Raw genomic sequence first — 19,379 nt, 5'->3', positions numbered from 1 at the left:
TCAAATCTATTGTTTATCTATTTAGTTAATCCAACTGCTCTCTAATGCCTCAAAATCTACTTGGCTCCAAGGCTTTTTCCATTCTTGCAAATAATTTATATCATTCGACGAAGGTGTTTGTTCACACTTATCAATAGTAACAAGTGAAGGCATTATAATGGAATCACCAATTAGTATGGCCTCACCTTCTTTTAGGGTCGCAAGTGAATCTGTAAGAGGGCCTAAGTTATCTGGTAATAAACGTTTAACATAGTTTTGATCATCTGGGTTGGTTAATCGCATTGCAATAAAATTATTACACTGAGAAAATATAGTCTCCGATATTTCAGAGGGTCTCTGACTAACTATCATTGCTGAGACACCATACTTCCTACCTTCTTTCGCTATACGTTCAATAGAGACGCGGCAAGAATTATACCTTGCTGATTGGACTTTCGGAACATATTTATGTGCTTCTTCATAGACAAGCAACAAAGGTGTTTTATCAGTATCATTACTAAAACTCTTTTTGAAATAATAACCATATTCAAATAATAAACGAGAAATAAGTGAAACAGTAATACTTAAGACCTCAAAAGGTACTCCACTTAAATCAATAATAGTCATATTATGATTGTTTGTTTCAGATCCATTTTTTACATCATACCCTAAAAATTGAGTAATCGCTTCTCTAAATCCGATGGCCTCGGCCTTATTCCTTAATAAAAAAGCTAACCTCTCATCATTAAGCTTATTCTCCATCCTAGAGATAAAATTTAAAAAATCCCCATAATTTGGACCATTGGAGCTTGCAGAGGAGGCAGGTTCTAATATATGTTCAAACATCAAGTTAATATTATCTTGGTTTATTACAAGTTCTTCAGTATCATCGATGCCTTTCCAAACAATTTTATTAGATTTATTTTTACGATTATTATTTTTGTTTTGAATATAGATGAGTACTTCATTAACACTAAATTTATACGGAGCATCATATGTAATATGTTTAGGATTGACTGTTGGGTTATGTTTTATTTTGTTAAGTACTACAGCCTCTTTAAATACGTTCCGTTGGTTATGGTCATTTGCCTCTGTATCTATAAATAATTCTTGTAGTTCTTCACTGTTCATGAGCCAATATGGGAGAACTAAATTGTTAATGTCAATGTAATTAGCCTGAGGGAATGCAGTTAGGTATTCCGAATGTATATCAAATAAAACTATGTGCGAATTATTTAAACCTTGGAAATCATTATCTTCTTCTCTTGCGGAAATAGCACTCTGCAGAATTTTTGCAACAGTATGCGATTTCCCCGAACCAGTTGAGCCTACAACTGCAATATGTTTATTAAAGAATTTATTTCCATTTACCGGAACTTTAATATTTGAATCTTGGGACAATGAAGAAAAACAAAATCTTTTTTCAGTTTCAACAGCCTCATATATAGCTTGAATTTCACTCATTTTAGCAGGTTCAACATCTGTGGGAGGTATTGCAATATTGTTCCCCCCCCTTGTAAAAGTACCATCTGAATCTAAAAAACCAATAGGCATTGCCTCTAATATATACTCATTAATTCCTCTTTCAGTTTTTTGAATTGAAAAGTTCTCTATAATACATATTAGTGCACAATCTTCACTATCAGATACCCTTAAATAAGTACCAACTGAAAACCTTTCACTTTCCAATTTAAATCTCTCGATATCATTTACTTCAATTTTAATTTTATTAGGAAGTACAGAAATAACCCTCGCTAGTTTATTTGCCACTTCAAAATACTCCATTTAAATATGCCCCCTATGTTATCATTTTAGTTATTTGCTCGACTTCATCTATCTGTATTTGATAGTGTCTTGATTTCTTAAGATTTTCTTCATTAATCATTGTTAAAGAATCAAAATAGAATTGGTACACTTCTTGAAAAGAAACTGCTGACATTATCTCTTCAAGTTCTTTATTTTCAACAATTTTTACCATGACACTTTTATCATGCGAAGTTAATTTGTTTAATCTAAACTTATCACCATTAAAGTAAGTACCATCATTAAATATGATTTCTCTATCTATTAAAGTTCTTTTTATCAAGTTTAACTTCTCAAGTTTTATGTTTTTAAACACAACGTATGGTGGTGGAGATTTATCAGGACGATGAAATTTTTGAAAAATTCTACCAATGATAGTTAAAAGAACTATTTCATTGCTCATGTCATCCACTGGGATAATAAATAGTCTCTCATAATTATCAATATTCATTTTTTTTAAAGTAAAAAACATTTTTTTAACAATTCCCTCATACTTCTCTTTGCTTAGATAATCAGCATATGCAGCGTGAAATACAACGCTTTTGACGTTACTTAAAAGTGAACTTAACAAACCGCTGTTTAGCTGGCGCTCGTCTCTATTTTGTATAGCCATTTCCAACAGCTTTGAACGAAAAATAGAGTGATAGTAAACAGCCGTTTCATTATCTTTGCAACTATATGTTTTTTTAATTAATTCTATAGTTTCAAGGAATTGTCCGCTATAGTCGTGCGAAAATTTTATTACAAAATTTTGTATAAACTTAATTTTTAATGGACGCTTATAATTCTTTTTTTCTGCTCCTAAGATACTATCCAGTTCACTCAACTTTAAATTTTTTTCTAGTATTGGCTTATCCTTAAAATAACAATATAAAGCATATTTTTTCTCAGTATCTTTTTGAAATAAATTCATTAGTTGTAACACGGGTTTTCTAATTTTACTATCTGAATAAGTTTGAGATTCTTTATGCTTAACTTGTATAACATAGTCTTCATATGAAATATCCTGAACTTGTTCAAATTTTACATCAATATTCGGATTTTTAAGTATAGTCAATAAAGTTGAATCAAACTGATAAAGGAAACCTTTTATGGCGTAGTATCCACCATCATAATTATCTTCAACAACGACACTATCATTTCCCACTTTTATACCTCCACATGTTATTACCCTCCATTTTTTTCTTAGTTCTCTCTCTTATTTGTTTTTTACCTAGGCATAAACTTAGGCCGGTCACTAAAGCGTGCCCGACCTTTATTCCAATTGCTCTATGCTAAAGCGATATTGATATGTTAGTAACTTTTATATATTTTTATATCCCTTCAAACCCATTTTTATAGCAAATACTAAAGACGAAAAAAAGAAAAGTAAAGAGACAATCCACGTTAGAAAAAAGGCAGTCCTAACTGTTTCAAAATGAAAGAGACTTAAATTAGATTGTCTTATTATAGCCACTACAATCGGGGACATCGAATATGTAGGAATGAAGGATAAACCAACCACCGGTAACCACTTAAGCCACAAAGTACGTCTGATTTCCTGTCTTTTGGTCTTAAATTCTATTGGTTTATAAGGATCTAATATAAAGTCTAATACCTTGATAGCTTCGGGATATCTAATCCCAAATAAAATAGATGAAAATGCTAGGAGTAAACTAATTGCATCAAACGTTTTATCTAGAACCTGCTCTATATTCATGAATGTTGTTGGTTTGCGGCTGCTGTTTGTGCTGCCGGAAGAAGTCTTGTTTGTAATAGGTGATATGTATCAGGCATAATTTTATATTTTTTTGCACTTCCTCGAACATGGGCTATTGGATCAAGATGAGGCCCGTATTGGTCAATAATTCGATTTAGTTCTTCCAGTACATTATTAGATTGTATAATTACATGATATTCGGTCTGTGTCGTATCTAGGGCAGCCTGTTGAAGAATATCTCTCAATGTATTTTGTATATGGCCATCAAGTTGATACCTAAACCTCGTTCTAACATTCCTAATAAGTGCTCTAGCCTCTGACTCAGTTAATTGAAACATAGAACTTACTTCTGCCTCATTTGGTAAGGTATTTTGAAATAAAAATACAATTAAGTGAAATAATCTATGCTGTTTTATCTCATCTGCTCTTGTTGGTAACCCTTTACCTAATAGCATTTCTTTATATTCTGTCAGTGCAGCAAGACATATTTTATTAAGAGACTGTTCGAAATTAGCATGATCGGTTGATCCAAATAGCATATATAGCTTAGTCTGTTCCTCCGCATTAAAGAAACTATCTGGTATAGTAATAGTATAGGGCAATATAACACCTCCATTGGTCATATAAGCATGCAACTAATTACCTAATTCGACATTTTCCTTAAAATTCCTGTTATTTGCACCAAATTTTTTTAATCTGATTTTCAACAATGGACAGCCTATTTATCACTCACTTTAAGCAAGTTATATCATTGCTTTTATCAATCATTACGCTTTCATAGCTTTAATAGTGCTATCTCATACCCGCTTCGGCAACAACTTCGAATACTTCCTTCTCAACCGATGCAGCTCCTCACTCCCAGCAAGCGCAGCTTGCTCTCTCTCTTTCCCCACCGCAACAATCAGAGCCTCGATGACGGCGATTGGAGCCACCATCGAGTGGAACTCCCAGAGCTGGCCGCGGGCGGTGAAGAGGGAGATGGTGGCTTTGGTGAGCATGGGGCTGACGGCGAGGTCGGTGATGAGGAGGGTGCGGCAGCCGCGGTCGTGGGCGAAATCCAATAATACGGCCATCTCCGGGGATTCGGAGACGAAGCCGAAAATGACGATGACGTCCTGCGGCTTGATTGGCACCATGCTCTCGAATAGCTCATGGCCGCCGCGATCTAAACGGCGAACATCAGCGCCAAATCGAGACAATCTAAAGTCCATTAACGCCGTTAAGCATTCAGCCGAGCCTGGCCCGTAGATATAGACGGTGCCCGCCTCGGCCAATAATCCCACAGCCGCATCGAACGACTCCTGATCGATACGATCAGCGGACTGCTGGAGGTAATCCGCCACTCCCAGCACATTAGCAGCTGCACCGCTTTCTCCGCCTACTTTATCAAAGGCAGACTGCAGCTTCCGAGCAGGGGAAAGCAGCGCCTCGTCTTTGACGCGCTGCTTGAATTCTTTCAGGTTCTTCGATCCTACTTCTGCCCAGAAACGAGAGACGGTGGAGATGCTTACGCCGCAGGCTGCTGCAATATTTTCTTCTACCATAAATGGTACGTCGTCCATGTTCTTACTTATATAATCCGCGATCCGTTGATGACCGCGGGTCAGCTTCGTTTCATCAAATAGCATCATCGCCATTGCTACTCTCCCCCGTCCGCTCCCTGTTAGACTACCACTTCAACTTTCTTCTTCAGCAGCTTCTTCACGTAGTTCGCCGCGCGAACTTGCAGATTGAGGTTTGGCGAGATCACCCGCTTGTAGCCGCCAGCACGAATTGCTTCCTTAAGCTCCGCTACGGTTTCAAAATCCCCCTCGAACTCGTTATACACACAGCCCACTTGGAACATCTGGTGTGCATCACTTCCCGCGATAACAGGTACACCAAGCTCTTCGCCGAGCGTCAGTACTTTTGCGATATTTTCCTGAATGCCGATCTCATAAAGATCTTTTCCGTTTAAATCAAACGCGTCGAAGCGTTTCAGCAGCTCTTTATCGATATGATACAAATGATTGGATTCACGGAACGGATGGCCGCCGATAACCATGAGACCACGCGGATGGCAGAGGTCGAACAATTGCTCCAGCCCGATAAAACGATCCGCTGTCAGATGATGCTCCTTCAGCACCGCATGCACTTCGAGCAGCTTATCCTTTGGTCCGCTGACGAGGATATGACCACCTTCGGCAACATCAACTTCCATACCAGTGAAGAGCTTAAACCCAGCTACATTATAATAGTGGTTATTACATGGGTAGAGCTGATCTAGTGTGCCGTATACGTCCTCAAAGCGGTGTGTGTTGAAGTGCTCGGTGAGCGTAATAGCATCGAGACCATGTGCTTTTGCTTCATTAATCATGCTGTTGAAATGCTCGATCTCGAAATTGGTTTTTTTCGAAAGTTTAACGTGAATATGAAAGTCGATCTTCATGACTTGATTCCCCCAGTTGGTTGTTGGTAGTTGCGTAGCTTAATTCCATTAGAAAGCCTGTCTTCTTATCATATACATTCATCTGCTGCTCGCGCAGCACCGCGAACAAAGTATCTCCCGGCTCGTATTCGGTCTCCCCAATTACACGGGCCATGAGCTGCCATCCTCCGGCATCCAGCTGCACCAATGTCTCTGCTCCAGATGGGAATACAGCCGATACACTTACACCAAGGCTTCCCGCTTGGTTCGTCTCATACAGCTTGATATCCTCGGGCCTTATTGTCAGGACAACTTCCTGCCCTTCTTCAAGCCCTTCGTTCACCCCATCACCTTCCGCTAGTGGCATAACGGCAATTGGTGTCTCCAACCGGTGGCTTCCCCATACTCCGCCTCCTGCCCGGATGACCCCTTCCAGCTGGTTCATCTGCATACCTCCATTACCGATGAACTCGGCAACCTGCAGCGTCTTCGGATGTTTATACAATTCACGCGGCTTATCTAATTGCACAACCCTTCCACCGAAAAATACCGCGACCTGCGTCGACAACGTCATTGCCTCATGCTGGTCATGCGTCACGTAGATCACCGTCGTGTTCAGCTCCTGATGGAGCCGCTTCAGCTCGGCGCGCATCTCTACACGCAGCTTGGCATCGAGGTTAGATAACGGCTCATCGAGCAGCAAAATATCTGGCTCTGTCACGATCGCCCTCGCAATAGCAACCCGCTGCTGCTGTCCACCGGACAACTCGCTTGGGTAACGCGCGACAAGCTCGGCGATCCGCATTTTATCCAGCGCCGCCTCTACGCTCCGCCGTATGTCGGCCTTCGCCAGTTTCCGCACCTGCAGGCCAAACGCAACATTCTCGAATACCGTCATATGCGGCCATAACGCATAGCTTTGGAAAACAAGACTTAGCCTTCTAGCCGACGGCTCCATATGGAACCGTTTCTCCCCGTTCGCAACCTCTCGACCGCTGATTGTGATTGTCCCGGCATCCGCATGCTGGAGCCCGGCGATGGTGCGAAGCAGTGTTGTTTTGCCACAGCCGGAAGGACCAAGGAAGGTCATGAAATCCCCTTGCTTAATGGTAAGATCAATATCTTGAAGAACCTGCTTCCCATCCAGCGCAACGCGGATGCCTTGCAGTTCGATTGCATTCATGTTCATTGTCCTCCAATCCCTTGCGTCAGATCGGCTTTGCCGAACTTCACGGCGAGGAAATATACCGTAATGACAATCGCGATGATGATCATCAGAATAACGTTGGTCAGCTGCTCATAGCCTTTTTCGGCATAGTAAAAGGTAATCGTCGTCAGCGTCTCCGTTCGCGGTGTGATAAGCATGATGATCAATTCCATCTCTTTCATCGCACCGATGAAGACGAGGAGGAAAGCCGACACTAAGCTCTTGCGATTAAGCGGCAGCAGAATCCTTCGGAAACGTGTGAACCAGGAAGCTCCGCTGATCTGCGCTACTTCCTCCAGCTCTTTGCCAATCTGCATCATTGAGGCGCTGCCCGCCTTCACGGTGAACGGCAGCTCCTTCACAACCGTAATTAAGATCAGCAGCGTAACTGTTCCGTACAAGGCCGGAATAATAAAAGTAGGCTTCGCAAACATCGAGATATAGATAGCCGCAAGCGAGATGCCCGGAATGAGATATGGCAGGAAAGATACTTGATCCACTGCCCTCCCGAGCCAGGTTTGTCTGCCTCGCGCAACCACATAGCCTAAAATAAGGCCAATAACTGCAGCGATAATGGACGCTATTCCTGCGATTTTCAGAGAGTTTTTCAGCGCGAGCATGAAAATAGGATTTTGCAGGACACCCTTCTCCCCCGTATTAATGTCCGGATTGGAGCCGCCCCACCAGTAATGCATCGTCAGGTTACTCAGTGAATAATTGCCCTCCTTCAGCATGAAGGATTGAATCAGCAGCACAAGCAGCGGTACAACGGAGATGATAATCATCCCTATTGTCGTCGCGCTCGCCGCCAGGTAACGCCAGCGTCCAAGGGACGTTAATGTCCTTGCGCTGTCTTTGCCCGTGACGGTTACAAAGCTCCTCCGCCTTCCGATCACCTTCTGGTTTAGATAAATCGTCAGAATCGAGATGATCATAAGTGTCAGGCTAAGGACATTCGCTTCAGTCGTCAGCCGCGAACGCATGCTGGAATACAGCATCGTCGAGATCATATAGAAGTTCACTGGCGTGCCAAGCAGTGCCGGAACCCCGTAAGAGCTGATCGCCTTGGTGAAAATAAGGATGAACCCCGACAAAATCGACGGTATCACTAGCGGGAAAACAATTCGCCGCAGGATCGTCATTCTTTTCGCCCCGGACACATTAGCTGCTTCCTCCAGTTGACTGTTCATCGAGCTTAACGCCGCCCCAACGATCAGGAAGAAGAACACACTGTCGTGAATTGATAGGCTAACAACAATCGGTACAAAGCCATAAGACAGCCAATCAGGCGGAGACACATGGACAAGTGCTTCAAGAATGCCGGGTGTCCCGCCGATTTTGCCATTTTTGAAGAAGGTGAGCCACGCTTGCGAAATAATCCACGAAGGCAGCAGATACGGAATGACCACGAGGAAGGAGATCGTCTTTTTCCAAGGGATATTCGTTCTAACCACCAGCCACGCAAGCCCGCATCCAATCAGCATGGAGAGCGCAGAGACGGCGAAGCCAACGCCAAGCGAATTCAAGATCGGCTTGTAAAACAAGTTCATGCTCATATCACTGGCCAGAACGCGGTCCCAATGATACAGCGTGAAATGCCCCGGATTCGCTTCTCCCGTCAGACGGACATCCTGCTGTCTCCATATGAAGGTCGTATACATGATTTTCAGGACTGGCCATACAATCGTATACGCCAAAAAGAGGAGGGCGGCGATCCCGATCAGATGAACGGGATTCGCCAGCCAGTTGCGGGCTTGGTTATGGAATCTTGTTCGCTGCGCCAATTCTCTCTCCACCCTTGCTGCCATTATTTTTGTTTAATCCAGAAGTCACGTACTTTCGGAGCGGTGTTATACAGCTTATCGCCGTCGAACAGCCACAGGTTTAGATCTTCGAATGAGATATCATTCTTCGTCTTCACATCGGAGCGCGGAACCCATGAGCCTACTTCGTTGAACGGATCTAGACCAGCGCCCGTGCCGTCCTTCTCGCCCATCATCCAGCGGATGAACAGCTTCGCAGCCGCTTCATGCGGCGCTTTGTTGGCAATAAAGAAGTAGCCGGAGTCCGGAACGGACGTCTTTGGCTTAATATCGTAGATCGGCGCGATCGTCCAGCCGTTCTCTTCGTTCTTCGATACGTCGCCGGATACGGCTAGGCCGAGGGCGTCGCTTTTTGTTTTGCCAATCGCATCAAGTACATCGTCGCTGCCTTTGAGGACGATCAGACCGTTATCGAACAACTCTTGGATGAACTCGTAGCCGGCATTTTCCGTCCCGTTCAAGACAATGTCTTTACCAAACTTCTCTTTGTAAGCCGCCGCCATGTCGTCACTATTGATGACCATCGTCGTGAACAAGTCCATGAAAGCTGGGGAGCTGAGCGGATCAGCCGTGTACACTTTGCCTTTGAACTCAGGAGTCGTCAGATCCCACCAGTTTGTTACTGGAGGTGCCGAGTATGTAGACTCGTTATAGAAAAGCGTGCGGAATTCCACATAGTTGGCGTAAGCTTCTGCTTGTGTGCGGTAAGGCTCATCCACCATTGGTGCGATCTCTTCCGGCAGGTATTTAAGGTAGCGGCCTTGCATGACCATCTCTTCTTCAACCGCCCCGCTTACTTCCTTCGTAATAATGACATCCGGGTTGAACTGACCTGCGTCCTGCTCCTTCGTCACCTTGTCCATCATCTCGTCGGACTTAACCTTGCTCACTTCCACTTTGATCTCCGGGTATTGCTTCATGAAGGTCTCGGCTGCGTCGTTCGCACGGCCCGAGGTGGAGTAGACAATCACTTTGCCCTCTTCCTTCGCCTTCGCATATAGTTCATCAAGCGACTCTGCTGCTGGAGCAGTTGACTGTTCGGCTGGTGCCGCCGAGGCATTCGCATTGGTGCTGTTTTCTGTGTTAGCTGGAACAGCGTTCGATAACGTGTTCGAGCTTTTGTTGTCCCCACAAGCGGACATGATCGTCATAGCGGATACGACCGTAAGCAGGACCAGAGCTGGCTTCTTCTTCGACATGAACATAAGGATAACTTCCTCCTAGATAGATGGGCTCTCTATGGTTATGGCCTCATCCTCGTATGTTTGTTCTCTCAAGGAAGATCATAGTGCTCAATTGTAAGTGGCATATTACGGCTATGTGGAGTTTTAGTAAAAAACTATTATTTTTCACGTTATGAAAGTTTTTCTTCATTTGAGTGATTCACTGGAAAACCGTATGCGTGCTGACGTCCAGCTTGAATATTAGATATAATAGACTTCAAAGATGGATGCCCGGGGGAAATCAAAATGAACAAAACCGATCGGCAGCTCGCGATCATGCTTGAACTGCAGCGGAGCAAGGTAGTGCGAGCGGAGGATTTGTCCGCATTGTTCGAGACAAGCGTACGGACCATCTACCGAGATATTCAAGCTCTGAGCGAAATGGGAGTTCCGATCTTTGGAGCTCCGGGTCACGGCTATTCCTTAATGGAAGGCTATTTTCTACCACCAATCGGGTTCTCGGCTGAAGAGGCGGTAGCTTTGCTAATGGGTGCTGATTTTATCGAACAGCGGCTGGATGGCGATTACGGAAGAGTGGCTAAGGCTGCCAGGAGTAAAATTGAAGCGATTCTGCCGGAGCCGGTGCGGGATGAGTCGGCGCGGGTTCGGGAAACGATGAAGCTTCTTCACGCTGGCGAACCAAAAACCGGCTTAAGGGAAAAGGACAATCTCGGTCTAGCTCGACGCGCCATCTTAGATCGGCGAAAAATAAGCTTTTCGTACAAGAAAAACACACCAGAGCCGGACGGCAATCGGAAGAGCAAGCGCGAGGTCTCTCCGTACGGACTGGCGCTCGTTCAAGGCCATTGGATGTTAATCGGGCACTGCGACCTGCGGCAGGACATCCGTCATTTCCGGTTGTCGCGCATGACAGAACTAGCCGTGCTCGACAAACCATTTGCCTTGCCGCTCGGGTTTAACCTCAGCAGTTACCGTCCGCGCGACGACCGCAGCGAACATGTGCTGATCCGAGCTAATCCGGAAATCGCCGATAAAATCGCCGAGACTGGTCATTTCTACTTCGAATCCGCTGAGGAGCACAAGGATGGTCTGTTGGTCCGCTTTCGCGTTAGAACGCCGGAGGAGCTGCTGCATCTTATCCTCAGCTGGGGAGGAGCCGCTGAGGTTCTAGAACCGGAGTCCTTACGCAACCGCATTCGGGAAGAGGCCGAAAAAATGTTAAAACGCTACTGACACACTGTTGTCAGGAGTGTTTTTTTATAGTGGAGTTATCCCGAAACAAATGAGGAGTGTTGTTGATATGAGAAGCACAACGGAAGCATTGCAGGCGTTTGAGGCAGCGGTTGAACGGTATATAGATGAACTGGGTAACTTCAATATGGAGCAGTTACTTGCAAAACCAAGCGAGGAGGATTGGTCGATCGGCCAAATGTATGTCCATTTAATCCGGTCTGCTCAAAACTTGCATCTACGCAACGTGGATCAATGTATCGCAGGAAGCGATGCGGCGCCCGAGGGCACCGGGAAAAAAACAGAGAACGGAAAGAAAGCCTTCGAGCTTGGAAGTTTTCCACCCATTCGGATACGAGTCCCGGCTTCGCCTCAATATACACCGAGTCAGCCGGAGAGTATGGAACAGTTGATCGAAGGACTTCAAGGCGTAGTGGAACGGATGAAACGTACCGAGCCCACTTTGAATCAAGCACCCGAAGGAAATACAGTCCCCCATCCTAATTTCGGGGCGTTAAACGCAAAAGAGTGGTTCCTGTTAGTGGAGATGCATTACAGGCATCATCTCTCGCAGCTGGAACGGCTGAAAGCCCTAGGAGCCTGAGTTTCGGACGATAAGAGCTTCTGTCCATGAATGCGTGTCACGCTTAGCAATTTACTGGGCCTTCCGGAAACAAATCAGCGTTACCATTCTAATATGGGAACGCTGATTTGTTTTTTGTTTTATATTTAGTCCGCTTGCATTGCCTCTATTCGCTTGCGTTTATGGAATTGCCCTTCGCAAAGAACGCCCGCGTTTCCTTGCGTGTCTGCGCAGGCAAAACACGATCCAACTCTTCCTCCAGCCAAGACAATTTCTTACTTCGCAAATAATTCTGCATAGTCTCTTCGGCTTCGAGCATTACTAAATTAATCGAGCAGGAACTCGTGGATACTTCACAGCCCGAACAATCGCGGTCGCGATAGAGATAGCCCTTATCCTTTATGTTCTGGCACTGAAAAATCGGCTTCTTTCCCTCCACGGCCTCGACTATATCCCAAAAGGAAATATCGTCCGGATCGCGTGCAAGTTTAAATCCGCCTTTAACGCCGGGAACCGACGAAATAATACCCGCCTTAGTAAGTTTTGTGAAAATCTTGGATAAGTAAGTCTCTGGAATGCCTTGAAAAAATGCAAGTTCCTTGATACCAATCGTTGATTCGTTTGGAATTAAGTAAACTAGACAATGCAATGCATATTCTACTCCGACACTATACTGCATAATGACTCCTCCCATTTTTGCATGGGTAAATACTAATAAATTTAAAGATAACCGCGCCTATTGTCAACCTTGGGCTTGCCATAAAAAATGGATTTGACTTCGCCGACAAGAGGTCGTATATTATAGTCAAATTATATCGACGATTAATTTTGTCGCCAATATGATAATATATATATTTTAGGAGTGGAAAAATGGAAAAGCTGCTTGTTATCAATGCACATCCTACTGTGGATTCCCCTGCTTCTGTCAGCCTTCAAGTCGGCAATCATTTTATTGAGAATTACCGCAAGATGAATCCCAACGATTCGATTGAGCAAATCGATCTTTATAGTGAAGAAATCCCGGAATTAAACAGTACCGTGTTAAGCGCTTGGGATAAATTAGCCTCCGGCGGAGAGTTAACGGACGAAGAGAACCGCGTCACCGGCAAGATGAATGACATTTTGCAGCAGTTCAAAAGTGCAAAGAAATATGTCATTATCATGCCGCTTCACAACTTCAATATTCCTTCCCGATTGAAGGATTACATGGATAACATCATGATCGCTCGCGAGACCTTCAAATATACGAAAAACGGTGGCGTAGGCTTATTGACTGACGGCCGGAGTTTACTCGTGATTCAAGGAAGCGGCGGCATTTACACGAATAACGACTGGTACACGGATAACGAATTCTCACACAAATACCTTAAATCGATGTTTAACTTCCTCGGCATCGAGGATTATCAGATCATTCGGGCGCAAGGCACAAACGTGATGGACAAAACGGATGTGCTGGAAAAAGCAAAAAAAGAAGCCCAAGAAGCAGCAGCACGTCTAGCAAATAAGGTAATTGCTTGAAGTGAATGATTTGGAAGAGAGGGGAATAATCCATGTCCAATTTTATTGCAGATATCAAGATTCCCGATAGTAAGCTAGCTGTTGAAGCAGCTGAGTTATTGCGGGAGCATGGCGACGATCTATTGTGGAACCATTCGAACCGGGTATTTTTGTTTGCGGCTATGAAGGGTAATCTTAATCAAATCAAATATGATCCTGAATTGCTTTATATTAGTTCGCTTTTTCATGATATCGGACTTACCCCTAAATTCCGGAGCGATGACAAACGCTTTGAGGTCGATGGAGCTAATGCTGTCCGTGATTTTCTTAAAAGCCGCGGCGTTCCGGAAGAGTTTATTCGGCTGGCTTGGGATGCTGTAGCTCTTCATAGCACAATAGGAATAGTCGAATATAAGGAAGCCGAAGTTGCACTTATGAATTTTGGCGTTGGATACGATGTCGTAGGGAAGAACTTCGATCTCATCTCAACAGAAGCGCGGGAGCAAGTTGTCAAACATTTTCCTCGCGACAATTTCAAACATGGGATCCTGCATGCCTTCTTGGAAGGCTTTAAGCACAAACCGGAAACCACTTTCGGCACGATTAACGCCGACGTGTGCGAGATGCTGCTTCCGGGATTTAAAAGGCCCAATTTCTGTCATAGCGTTCTTCATTCCCGTTGGGATGAGTAGTAGACATGACTCTCTGCGTGAAAGATAGCTAAAAAGTTAAAAAGACGAGGATTACAATATTTACTTTGTAAACCTCGTCTCTTTTGTAAAAGCCCCATCGGAGCGAAAAAAAAGACCCCGTTTGGGGCCTTTTTATTTGAGTTTGTGATTAGTCCTTATCATCATGCTCTTCATGTTTATCGTATTTACCATGATCGCCTTCATGGTCGTGATCCCGATCACTGCGAACCAATTGCTTTTGCTGCTGCTTCTTTGCTTGCTGCTCTTTATGAGCCTTTTGCCAGGCTTGCTGCAGCGCTTTTTTCTGTGCAATCAAAGCTTTTTTCTGCTCTTGTTTCGTAAGCTGAATAAATTGAGTCGCTTCACTGCCTGTTAGATATTTTTTCTGATCCTCGCCAAGTTTAATTTCTACCTTGGACTCGGTCTTCGATTCTTCTTTTTCGAGCTCGATCTTAATTTTCACGTTATCACTATCAATTTTAATATCCAATGCTTTCAGCTGTTCAAGCTGAATTGGAGCTTCACTGGCGCTCGGTTGAGCAGTCGCAAGCTTAACCGCCGCCGCATCAGTCCTCAAATTACATGCATGTTTTCGTACTTGGCAGTCAATATAGGTTTTCGATATGTTGGGTTGTTTTTAAGTCCGTAGAGTAAGAAACGTCCAATAAACAGTCACAGGACAAGAGCAGCACTACTGCCCGTTACTCATCTGCCCCTATGTTAATTGATGTTCCCTGTAGCCTTCCTTGACCGTCGATGTCCAAGGTTTTGATAATCGAACTGTAAGATCTACCCGCATCGATTGCCGCAGAATCAGCTTTAAGGTGGAAGTTATTTGTCGCTTGATTCACAAACTTAGGATCGGCAAATATAGAGTGTTCATCATTTCGGGTACTGGTCCTATAAGAGTGGAAACCGACATACTCCTTGTTTTTCCAAATCCAAGTTGCTTTCGAAACTTCTCCGGGAGCGTAATAAAGATTGTAGTCTACCACATTTTCCGAGTTTTTCGTGTATTCGTTATAGATGAAGACATTCGATGAGTCCGCAAAGATGATATTATTTGTGATCATATTATTCTTGGTATCGTACTGTAGCAGAATTTGACCACTGCCGTCATTCAGCGAATTATTCTGATATAAGGTATTATTGATAATCTTGCAATTTATAGTTGCGCCTCGTTCGCTATCGTAGCCGCCTAACGTTATTCCCGTATACCGATTACTGTGGACGATGTTGCTTCGCACGGTAATATCGCTTGTGGATTTCCCTGCATGTTCACTGGCAATTTCAATGCCAATGTCGTTCTTGTAACTATAATTTCGTTCAATAATGCTGTCTTTCCCCCCATCTACATAAATACCGCCTGCCGCATTGCTATTGTTAGGAAGTGATTTACCGTAAGACGGGTTGAAGTTGGATGTAATGTTATATACTGTATTGCCACTGACTAATCCGTTTCTCACTTGATCGTAGGATGGATGCGGCGCTGTTCCTTCGAAGCCGATGAGATCGATGCCGATATTGTCATTATCATGAATGAGATTGTTCATCACGGAAAAAGTATCGACATTGCCGTTTAAAACTAGGGACTCGCTTGAACCAAGTACAAGCTTGTAAAGTTCATTCCCTTCTATCGTTACATGATGAATGGAGTCGGGTGCATCAGTACCATACACAGCGATCCCGTGAGCATCCCGGCCAAGCAGGTCTCTGCCGGTTGGTGCAGCGGTATTTTTGATATCATGTACTTTATTATTCAGAATCTTAATATAGCTTCCTGAGCCGTGGACATATATGCCTATAGGCAATTGCTCTGTTTTTGTTGTGATAAAATTACGGATTTCAAACCCCTTTATCGTAATATAGCTGGCATCTTCAATCTCAACAATGCCTTGTTGTCCCGTGACAGAAAGTCCACTTCCATCAATGATTGCCCTTTCCTTCGGAAAGTTTGAGAACGTGATCGAACCACCCCGGGCTGAGCCGGAGCGGGTTATTTTTAGTTTTTGATTATAGACGCCTTCTCTTACATACACCGTGCTGCCCGGTTTTGCTGCGTCTGCTGCATGCTGGAGAGTTCTCCAAGGCGACTTTTTGGTGCCCGCATTATTATCGTTGCCCCTGGAATCTACATAATAGGTGGGAGCGGCTGTTGAAGTAGAAGTAGAAGTAGAAGTAGATGTAGATGTAGAAGTAGATGTAGAAGTAGCAATCAATTGCCCCATCATAATGACTACAGTTGCAGTTATAACTACCATACCTAGAATGAGTAATATACTTTTGAGTCGCATGGAGATGGATTTGCCTTTCCTTAATGTTTTCTTTTCATTATACTACGTCCATTCGGATAAAGGATCTTAAGTTCCAATTAACCGATTAACGACCGAGCCAGTCATTTCTCCCGGAAGCAATATATGATTATCCGTATGATTCCTCTTTTCATTTGAACACTCCCTTCGGTTGTTGTACTCTAATTCTTCCCTTTAGATTAATAAAAAATGGAGTAGCTATCAGCGGCAGCTCCTTTTTTGGTTTTTTGATTCCTCCTTTACGTTGGATATTGTCCAGCATAATCGCCTGCCTCGTTTGACCCTCTTTCTCGCCTTACGTTGAATTTCACCTAGTAAAAACCCAATCAATGGCGTTCCAGCCTCATTCTATTAATTTCATTGAAGCCCTTAAATATTAATGTTATAAAACTTAACATTTATATTATAGGTTTTGCACTCTAAAGAGATCACTCAAGAGAAAACGATTAAAACGTATAAAACATAGCATTTAAGCGGTTTCTTCAGCTTTCTATCGGTTTGATTTACTTAGCTAACATAACTAATATAAGCGATAGACTGATAGAGAGATTCAAGGGAGGAACATTTTATGTAATGTTAATGTCAGATATTATAGAGATTTCTTAAGCAATTTTATCTACCAAGTTATTATATTTGACATTAATAGACTGGCCTGTGCCAATCCAAGGAGGACGCCATGATTAAACCGATTATTAAATTTACCAGTCTTCTGCTGCTGGGCAGCATGCTTATCTATTCCACTCCGCTCCTGAACACAACCGGCGCATACGCCAACGCTTCGACGAGCACGTCTCTCGTTCAGGAACAGACTCAAGCTCAGGCGCCAACTGCGATGGTTCAGCTATCCGGCCCTGTGCTCACTTCGGTTGGTGACAGCTTCAACGTAACCGTATCGTTAACGGGCGCGACCGGCGATGCGACCGCGGGAAAATTCATTTTCGAATATGACCCTGCTCAGTTTGACTACATTTCCGCTGCCTCGGCCAACTCGGCAGTCAGCATTGCCGGCGTAAACGCCGAGACCGGCAAGGTCACCATTGTAACAACGGATACAACGGGAACCTTGACGACTGTCGGCTCCATCCTTACCTTGACTTTCAAAGCCAACGCCGCCACGGACCTTAGCGGAATCAGCGGTACCGTAGAGCTCGGCATGGACGACGGCAGCACGGTTCAAACGCCGGAGGAATCGGTGGCCGTCCAAATTACCGACGCCGCCCAGGGTGATCTGAACGCCAACAGCGTCATCGATGTCGGCGATCTCTCCGTCCTGATCAAATACTTCGGCATTCATTCGGATGACCCGAACTGGCCTAAAGTCGCTAATGGCGATTTCAACAAGGACAACACGATCGATCTGCAGGACCTAGCTTCCTTGGGCAAAAAGGTGCTCTACGACAACGGCCAGCCGTTCCAGCTGATGGAAGCCGATATCATGAGTATTCAGAACGCCATTGCCGCAGGCAAGCTGACTTCGGAGCAGCTCGTTCAGATGTACCTGGACCGGATCAACGAATTCGATGATGACATCAATTCCCTCATTACGATCAATCCGGATGCGTTGGCGACTGCGAAAGCGCTGGACGACGAGCGCAAGGAGAAGGGCCCGCGCGGTCTCATGCACGGCATCCCTATCATCGTTAAGGATAACTACGACACCCTTGGCATGCCAACGAGCGCCGGTTGTACCTGCTTGAAGGATAACCAGACGGTCAGCGATGCCTTCATGATCAAGAAGCTGAAGGATGCCGGAGCGATCATCCTGGCCAAGGCCAACCTGAGCGAATTCGCGATTAACACGGACACGAACAGTTCGTTGGGCGGACAAACGTGGAATCCTTACGATTTGAAAAAAAATCCGGGCGGCTCCAGCGGCGGTACAGGCGCATCGCTTGCATCCAACTTTGGCGTAGCCGGTCTCGGCACCGATACAGGCGGTTCGATCCGCATCCCTTCGTCATGGAACAGCATTGTCGGCATCCGTCCGACGATCGGATTGACGAGCCGCGACGGCATTATCCCACTCGCGCTGTCGCAGGACGTCGGCGGACCGATGGCCAGAACGGTATCCGACGCCGCCGTTTTGCTCGACGCGGTCAGCGGCTATGATCCGAACGATATCGTCACGGCCGGCAGCTTCGGCAAGAAACCGGTCAGTTATACCAAATTCTTGGACAAAAACGGACTAAAAGGCGCACGCATCGGCCTCGTCCTGGATAGCAGCGTTGTCGGAACCAACCAGGAAGCGCTTGGTCTTCTGAATAACGCCGCTCAGGATATGCGGGATCAAGGTGCAACAGTAATCGGCGTCAACATCCCAAGCGTCGCCGATATCATGAAATACCCAAGCCTCAGCGGCTATGAATTCAAATTCAACCTGAACGACTACCTGTCCAACGCGCGGATGGTCGACCCGGCTGTGGTCCGCTATCATTCGCTGAAGGACATCATTGACTCGGGCAGCGATTTCCTTCCATCGCTGAATAGTACGTTGAATACACGCAACAACGTCGAGTCACTCGATACACAGGAATACAAGGATATCGTGCTGTTCCGTACGCGCACAACCCAGCAGTCGCTGCTCAGCTTGATGGCGAGCAACGATCTTGACGCGATCTTGTATCTTTCGACTACGGGACCTGCGGGTTCAAGCTCCGGCAATGCCAACCGACTGAGCCCCTTCTCCGGCTTCCCCGCTATCAGCGTTCCGGCCGGATACGTGTCCAGCGGCCTGCCGGTCGGCATCGAGCTGCTCGGACGCCCTTACGAAGAAGGCGAGTTGATCAAGCTTGGCTATGCTTACGAACAAGCGACGCATCACCGCGTAGCGCCGAATTCGGTTCCAGCTTTGTCCGGCAAATAAGATCCAAGGAACGTGACTGTAGAGCGGAGAGGCGGACAGAACATGTCCCCCTTCGCCTCTTCCCCCGCTTCCGCATTCGCCGGCGTTTTACTATACGAGA

General features: G+C 45.0%; 16 protein-coding genes. 5 read left to right on the top strand and 11 right to left on the bottom strand.

What is annotated here, in order from left to right; all coding sequences use genetic code 11:
* Positions 1-21: 21 nt before the first annotated feature.
* The 8 genes from FHS17_RS10160 to FHS17_RS10125 all read right to left on the bottom strand — a co-directional run bounded on the left by FHS17_RS10160 (position 22) and on the right by FHS17_RS10125 (position 10,123).
* Positions 22-1,764, bottom strand: a complete 1,743-nt coding sequence (locus FHS17_RS10160; RefSeq protein ID WP_167278309.1) for an ATP-binding protein — start codon at positions 1,762-1,764, stop codon at positions 22-24.
* Between the two features lie 13 nt (positions 1,765-1,777).
* The gene (locus tag FHS17_RS10155) at positions 1,778-2,929 is read right to left on the bottom strand and encodes a hypothetical protein (RefSeq protein WP_167278308.1); all 1,152 of its coding nucleotides are present in this window, start codon (positions 2,927-2,929) and stop codon (positions 1,778-1,780) included.
* A 548-nt stretch (positions 2,930-3,477) separates the two neighbouring features.
* Positions 3,478-4,083 (bottom strand): hypothetical protein, encoded by a 606-nt coding sequence (locus tag FHS17_RS10150; protein ID WP_167278307.1) that lies wholly within the window; start codon positions 4,081-4,083, stop codon positions 3,478-3,480.
* A 195-nt stretch (positions 4,084-4,278) separates the two neighbouring features.
* Positions 4,279-5,118: a MurR/RpiR family transcriptional regulator gene (locus FHS17_RS10145; protein WP_243865291.1), complete on the bottom strand. Its 840-nt coding sequence runs from the start codon at positions 5,116-5,118 to the stop codon at positions 4,279-4,281.
* Between the two features lie 26 nt (positions 5,119-5,144).
* Positions 5,145-5,909 (bottom strand): PHP-associated domain-containing protein, encoded by a 765-nt coding sequence (locus FHS17_RS10140; protein WP_167278306.1) that lies wholly within the window; start codon positions 5,907-5,909, stop codon positions 5,145-5,147.
* On the bottom strand, positions 5,881-7,071 hold the full coding sequence (locus FHS17_RS10135) for an ABC transporter ATP-binding protein (protein WP_167278305.1): 1,191 nt from the start codon (positions 7,069-7,071) through the stop codon (positions 5,881-5,883). Before FHS17_RS10135 ends, FHS17_RS10140 begins: the two co-directional genes overlap by 29 nt.
* Before the next feature lie 2 nt (positions 7,072-7,073).
* Complete coding sequence (locus FHS17_RS10130; protein WP_243865290.1) at positions 7,074-8,879, bottom strand: ABC transporter permease; 1,806 nt, start codon at positions 8,877-8,879, stop codon at positions 7,074-7,076.
* A gap of 23 nt (positions 8,880-8,902) precedes the next feature.
* Entirely contained in the window at positions 8,903-10,123 is a 1,221-nt protein-coding gene (locus tag FHS17_RS10125; protein WP_167278303.1) for an ABC transporter substrate-binding protein, read from the bottom strand.
* Between the two features lie 264 nt (positions 10,124-10,387).
* Here FHS17_RS10125 and FHS17_RS10120 point away from each other — a divergent pair, with 264 nt between their 5' ends.
* A complete protein-coding gene (locus FHS17_RS10120; protein ID WP_167278302.1) occupies positions 10,388-11,335 on the top strand; it encodes a helix-turn-helix transcriptional regulator in 948 nt (315 codons plus the stop codon).
* A gap of 67 nt (positions 11,336-11,402) precedes the next feature.
* Complete coding sequence (locus FHS17_RS10115) at positions 11,403-11,936, top strand: DinB family protein (protein WP_167278301.1); 534 nt, start codon at positions 11,403-11,405, stop codon at positions 11,934-11,936.
* A 145-nt stretch (positions 11,937-12,081) separates the two neighbouring features.
* Here the strand turns inward: FHS17_RS10115 and FHS17_RS10110 are convergent, their stop codons facing one another.
* Positions 12,082-12,594 carry an Rrf2 family transcriptional regulator gene (locus tag FHS17_RS10110; protein ID WP_167278300.1) on the bottom strand — a complete coding sequence of 171 codons (513 nt, stop codon included), beginning with the start codon at positions 12,592-12,594 and terminating at the stop codon, positions 12,082-12,084.
* A 191-nt stretch (positions 12,595-12,785) separates the two neighbouring features.
* Between FHS17_RS10110 and FHS17_RS10105 the strand changes: the two genes are divergently transcribed.
* Together FHS17_RS10105 and FHS17_RS10100 are read left to right on the top strand one after the other, a co-directional pair.
* Positions 12,786-13,433 (top strand): FMN-dependent NADH-azoreductase, encoded by a 648-nt coding sequence (locus FHS17_RS10105; protein ID WP_167278299.1) that lies wholly within the window; start codon positions 12,786-12,788, stop codon positions 13,431-13,433.
* Positions 13,434-13,465: 32 nt separating this feature from the next.
* The gene (locus FHS17_RS10100; protein WP_167278298.1) at positions 13,466-14,104 is read left to right on the top strand and encodes an HD domain-containing protein; all 639 of its coding nucleotides are present in this window, start codon (positions 13,466-13,468) and stop codon (positions 14,102-14,104) included.
* Positions 14,105-14,252: 148 nt separating this feature from the next.
* On the opposite strand, the gene FHS17_RS10095 is transcribed toward FHS17_RS10100, so the two are convergent.
* Positions 14,253-14,681, bottom strand: a complete 429-nt coding sequence (locus tag FHS17_RS10095; protein WP_167278297.1) for a hypothetical protein — start codon at positions 14,679-14,681, stop codon at positions 14,253-14,255.
* 124 nt (positions 14,682-14,805) lie between these two features.
* Entirely contained in the window at positions 14,806-16,365 is a 1,560-nt protein-coding gene (locus FHS17_RS10090; RefSeq protein ID WP_415639900.1) for a DUF1565 domain-containing protein, read from the bottom strand.
* Between the two features lie 727 nt (positions 16,366-17,092).
* Between FHS17_RS10090 and FHS17_RS10085 the strand changes: the two genes are divergently transcribed.
* Positions 17,093-19,279 (top strand): amidase family protein, encoded by a 2,187-nt coding sequence (locus FHS17_RS10085; RefSeq protein WP_243865288.1) that lies wholly within the window; start codon positions 17,093-17,095, stop codon positions 19,277-19,279.
* Positions 19,280-19,379: the final 100 nt, after the last annotated feature.

The sequence above is a fragment of the Paenibacillus lupini genome (assembly GCF_011761355.1).
Taxonomy (GTDB): domain Bacteria; phylum Bacillota; class Bacilli; order Paenibacillales; family Paenibacillaceae; genus Pristimantibacillus; species Pristimantibacillus lupini.
Note: the sequence above shows the minus strand (reverse complement) of the source record. Positions and strands in the feature narration are given on the sequence as shown.

Excerpts from the sequence above, each read along its gene's own strand:
- FHS17_RS10125 (WP_167278303.1), bottom strand. The coding sequence starts at position 10,123 with ATGTTCATGTCGAAGAAGAAGCCAGCTCTGGTCCTGCTTACGGTCGTA.
- FHS17_RS10160 (WP_167278309.1), bottom strand. The coding sequence starts at position 1,764 with ATGGAGTATTTTGAAGTGGCAAATAAACTAGCGAGGGTTATTTCTGTA.
- FHS17_RS10145 (WP_243865291.1), bottom strand. The coding sequence starts at position 5,118 with ATGGCGATGATGCTATTTGATGAAACGAAGCTGACCCGCGGTCATCAA.
- FHS17_RS10100 (WP_167278298.1), top strand. The coding sequence starts at position 13,466 with ATGTCCAATTTTATTGCAGATATCAAGATTCCCGATAGTAAGCTAGCT.
- FHS17_RS10105 (WP_167278299.1), top strand. The coding sequence starts at position 12,786 with ATGGAAAAGCTGCTTGTTATCAATGCACATCCTACTGTGGATTCCCCT.
- FHS17_RS10140 (WP_167278306.1), bottom strand. The coding sequence starts at position 5,909 with ATGAAGATCGACTTTCATATTCACGTTAAACTTTCGAAAAAAACCAAT.
- FHS17_RS10110 (WP_167278300.1), bottom strand. The coding sequence starts at position 12,594 with ATGCAGTATAGTGTCGGAGTAGAATATGCATTGCATTGTCTAGTTTAC.
- FHS17_RS10085 (WP_243865288.1), top strand. The coding sequence starts at position 17,093 with ATGATTAAACCGATTATTAAATTTACCAGTCTTCTGCTGCTGGGCAGC.
- FHS17_RS10090 (WP_415639900.1), bottom strand. The coding sequence starts at position 16,365 with ATGGTAGTTATAACTGCAACTGTAGTCATTATGATGGGGCAATTGATT.
- FHS17_RS10120 (WP_167278302.1), top strand. The coding sequence starts at position 10,388 with ATGAACAAAACCGATCGGCAGCTCGCGATCATGCTTGAACTGCAGCGG.
- FHS17_RS10115 (WP_167278301.1), top strand. The coding sequence starts at position 11,403 with ATGAGAAGCACAACGGAAGCATTGCAGGCGTTTGAGGCAGCGGTTGAA.
- FHS17_RS10135 (WP_167278305.1), bottom strand. The coding sequence starts at position 7,071 with ATGAATGCAATCGAACTGCAAGGCATCCGCGTTGCGCTGGATGGGAAG.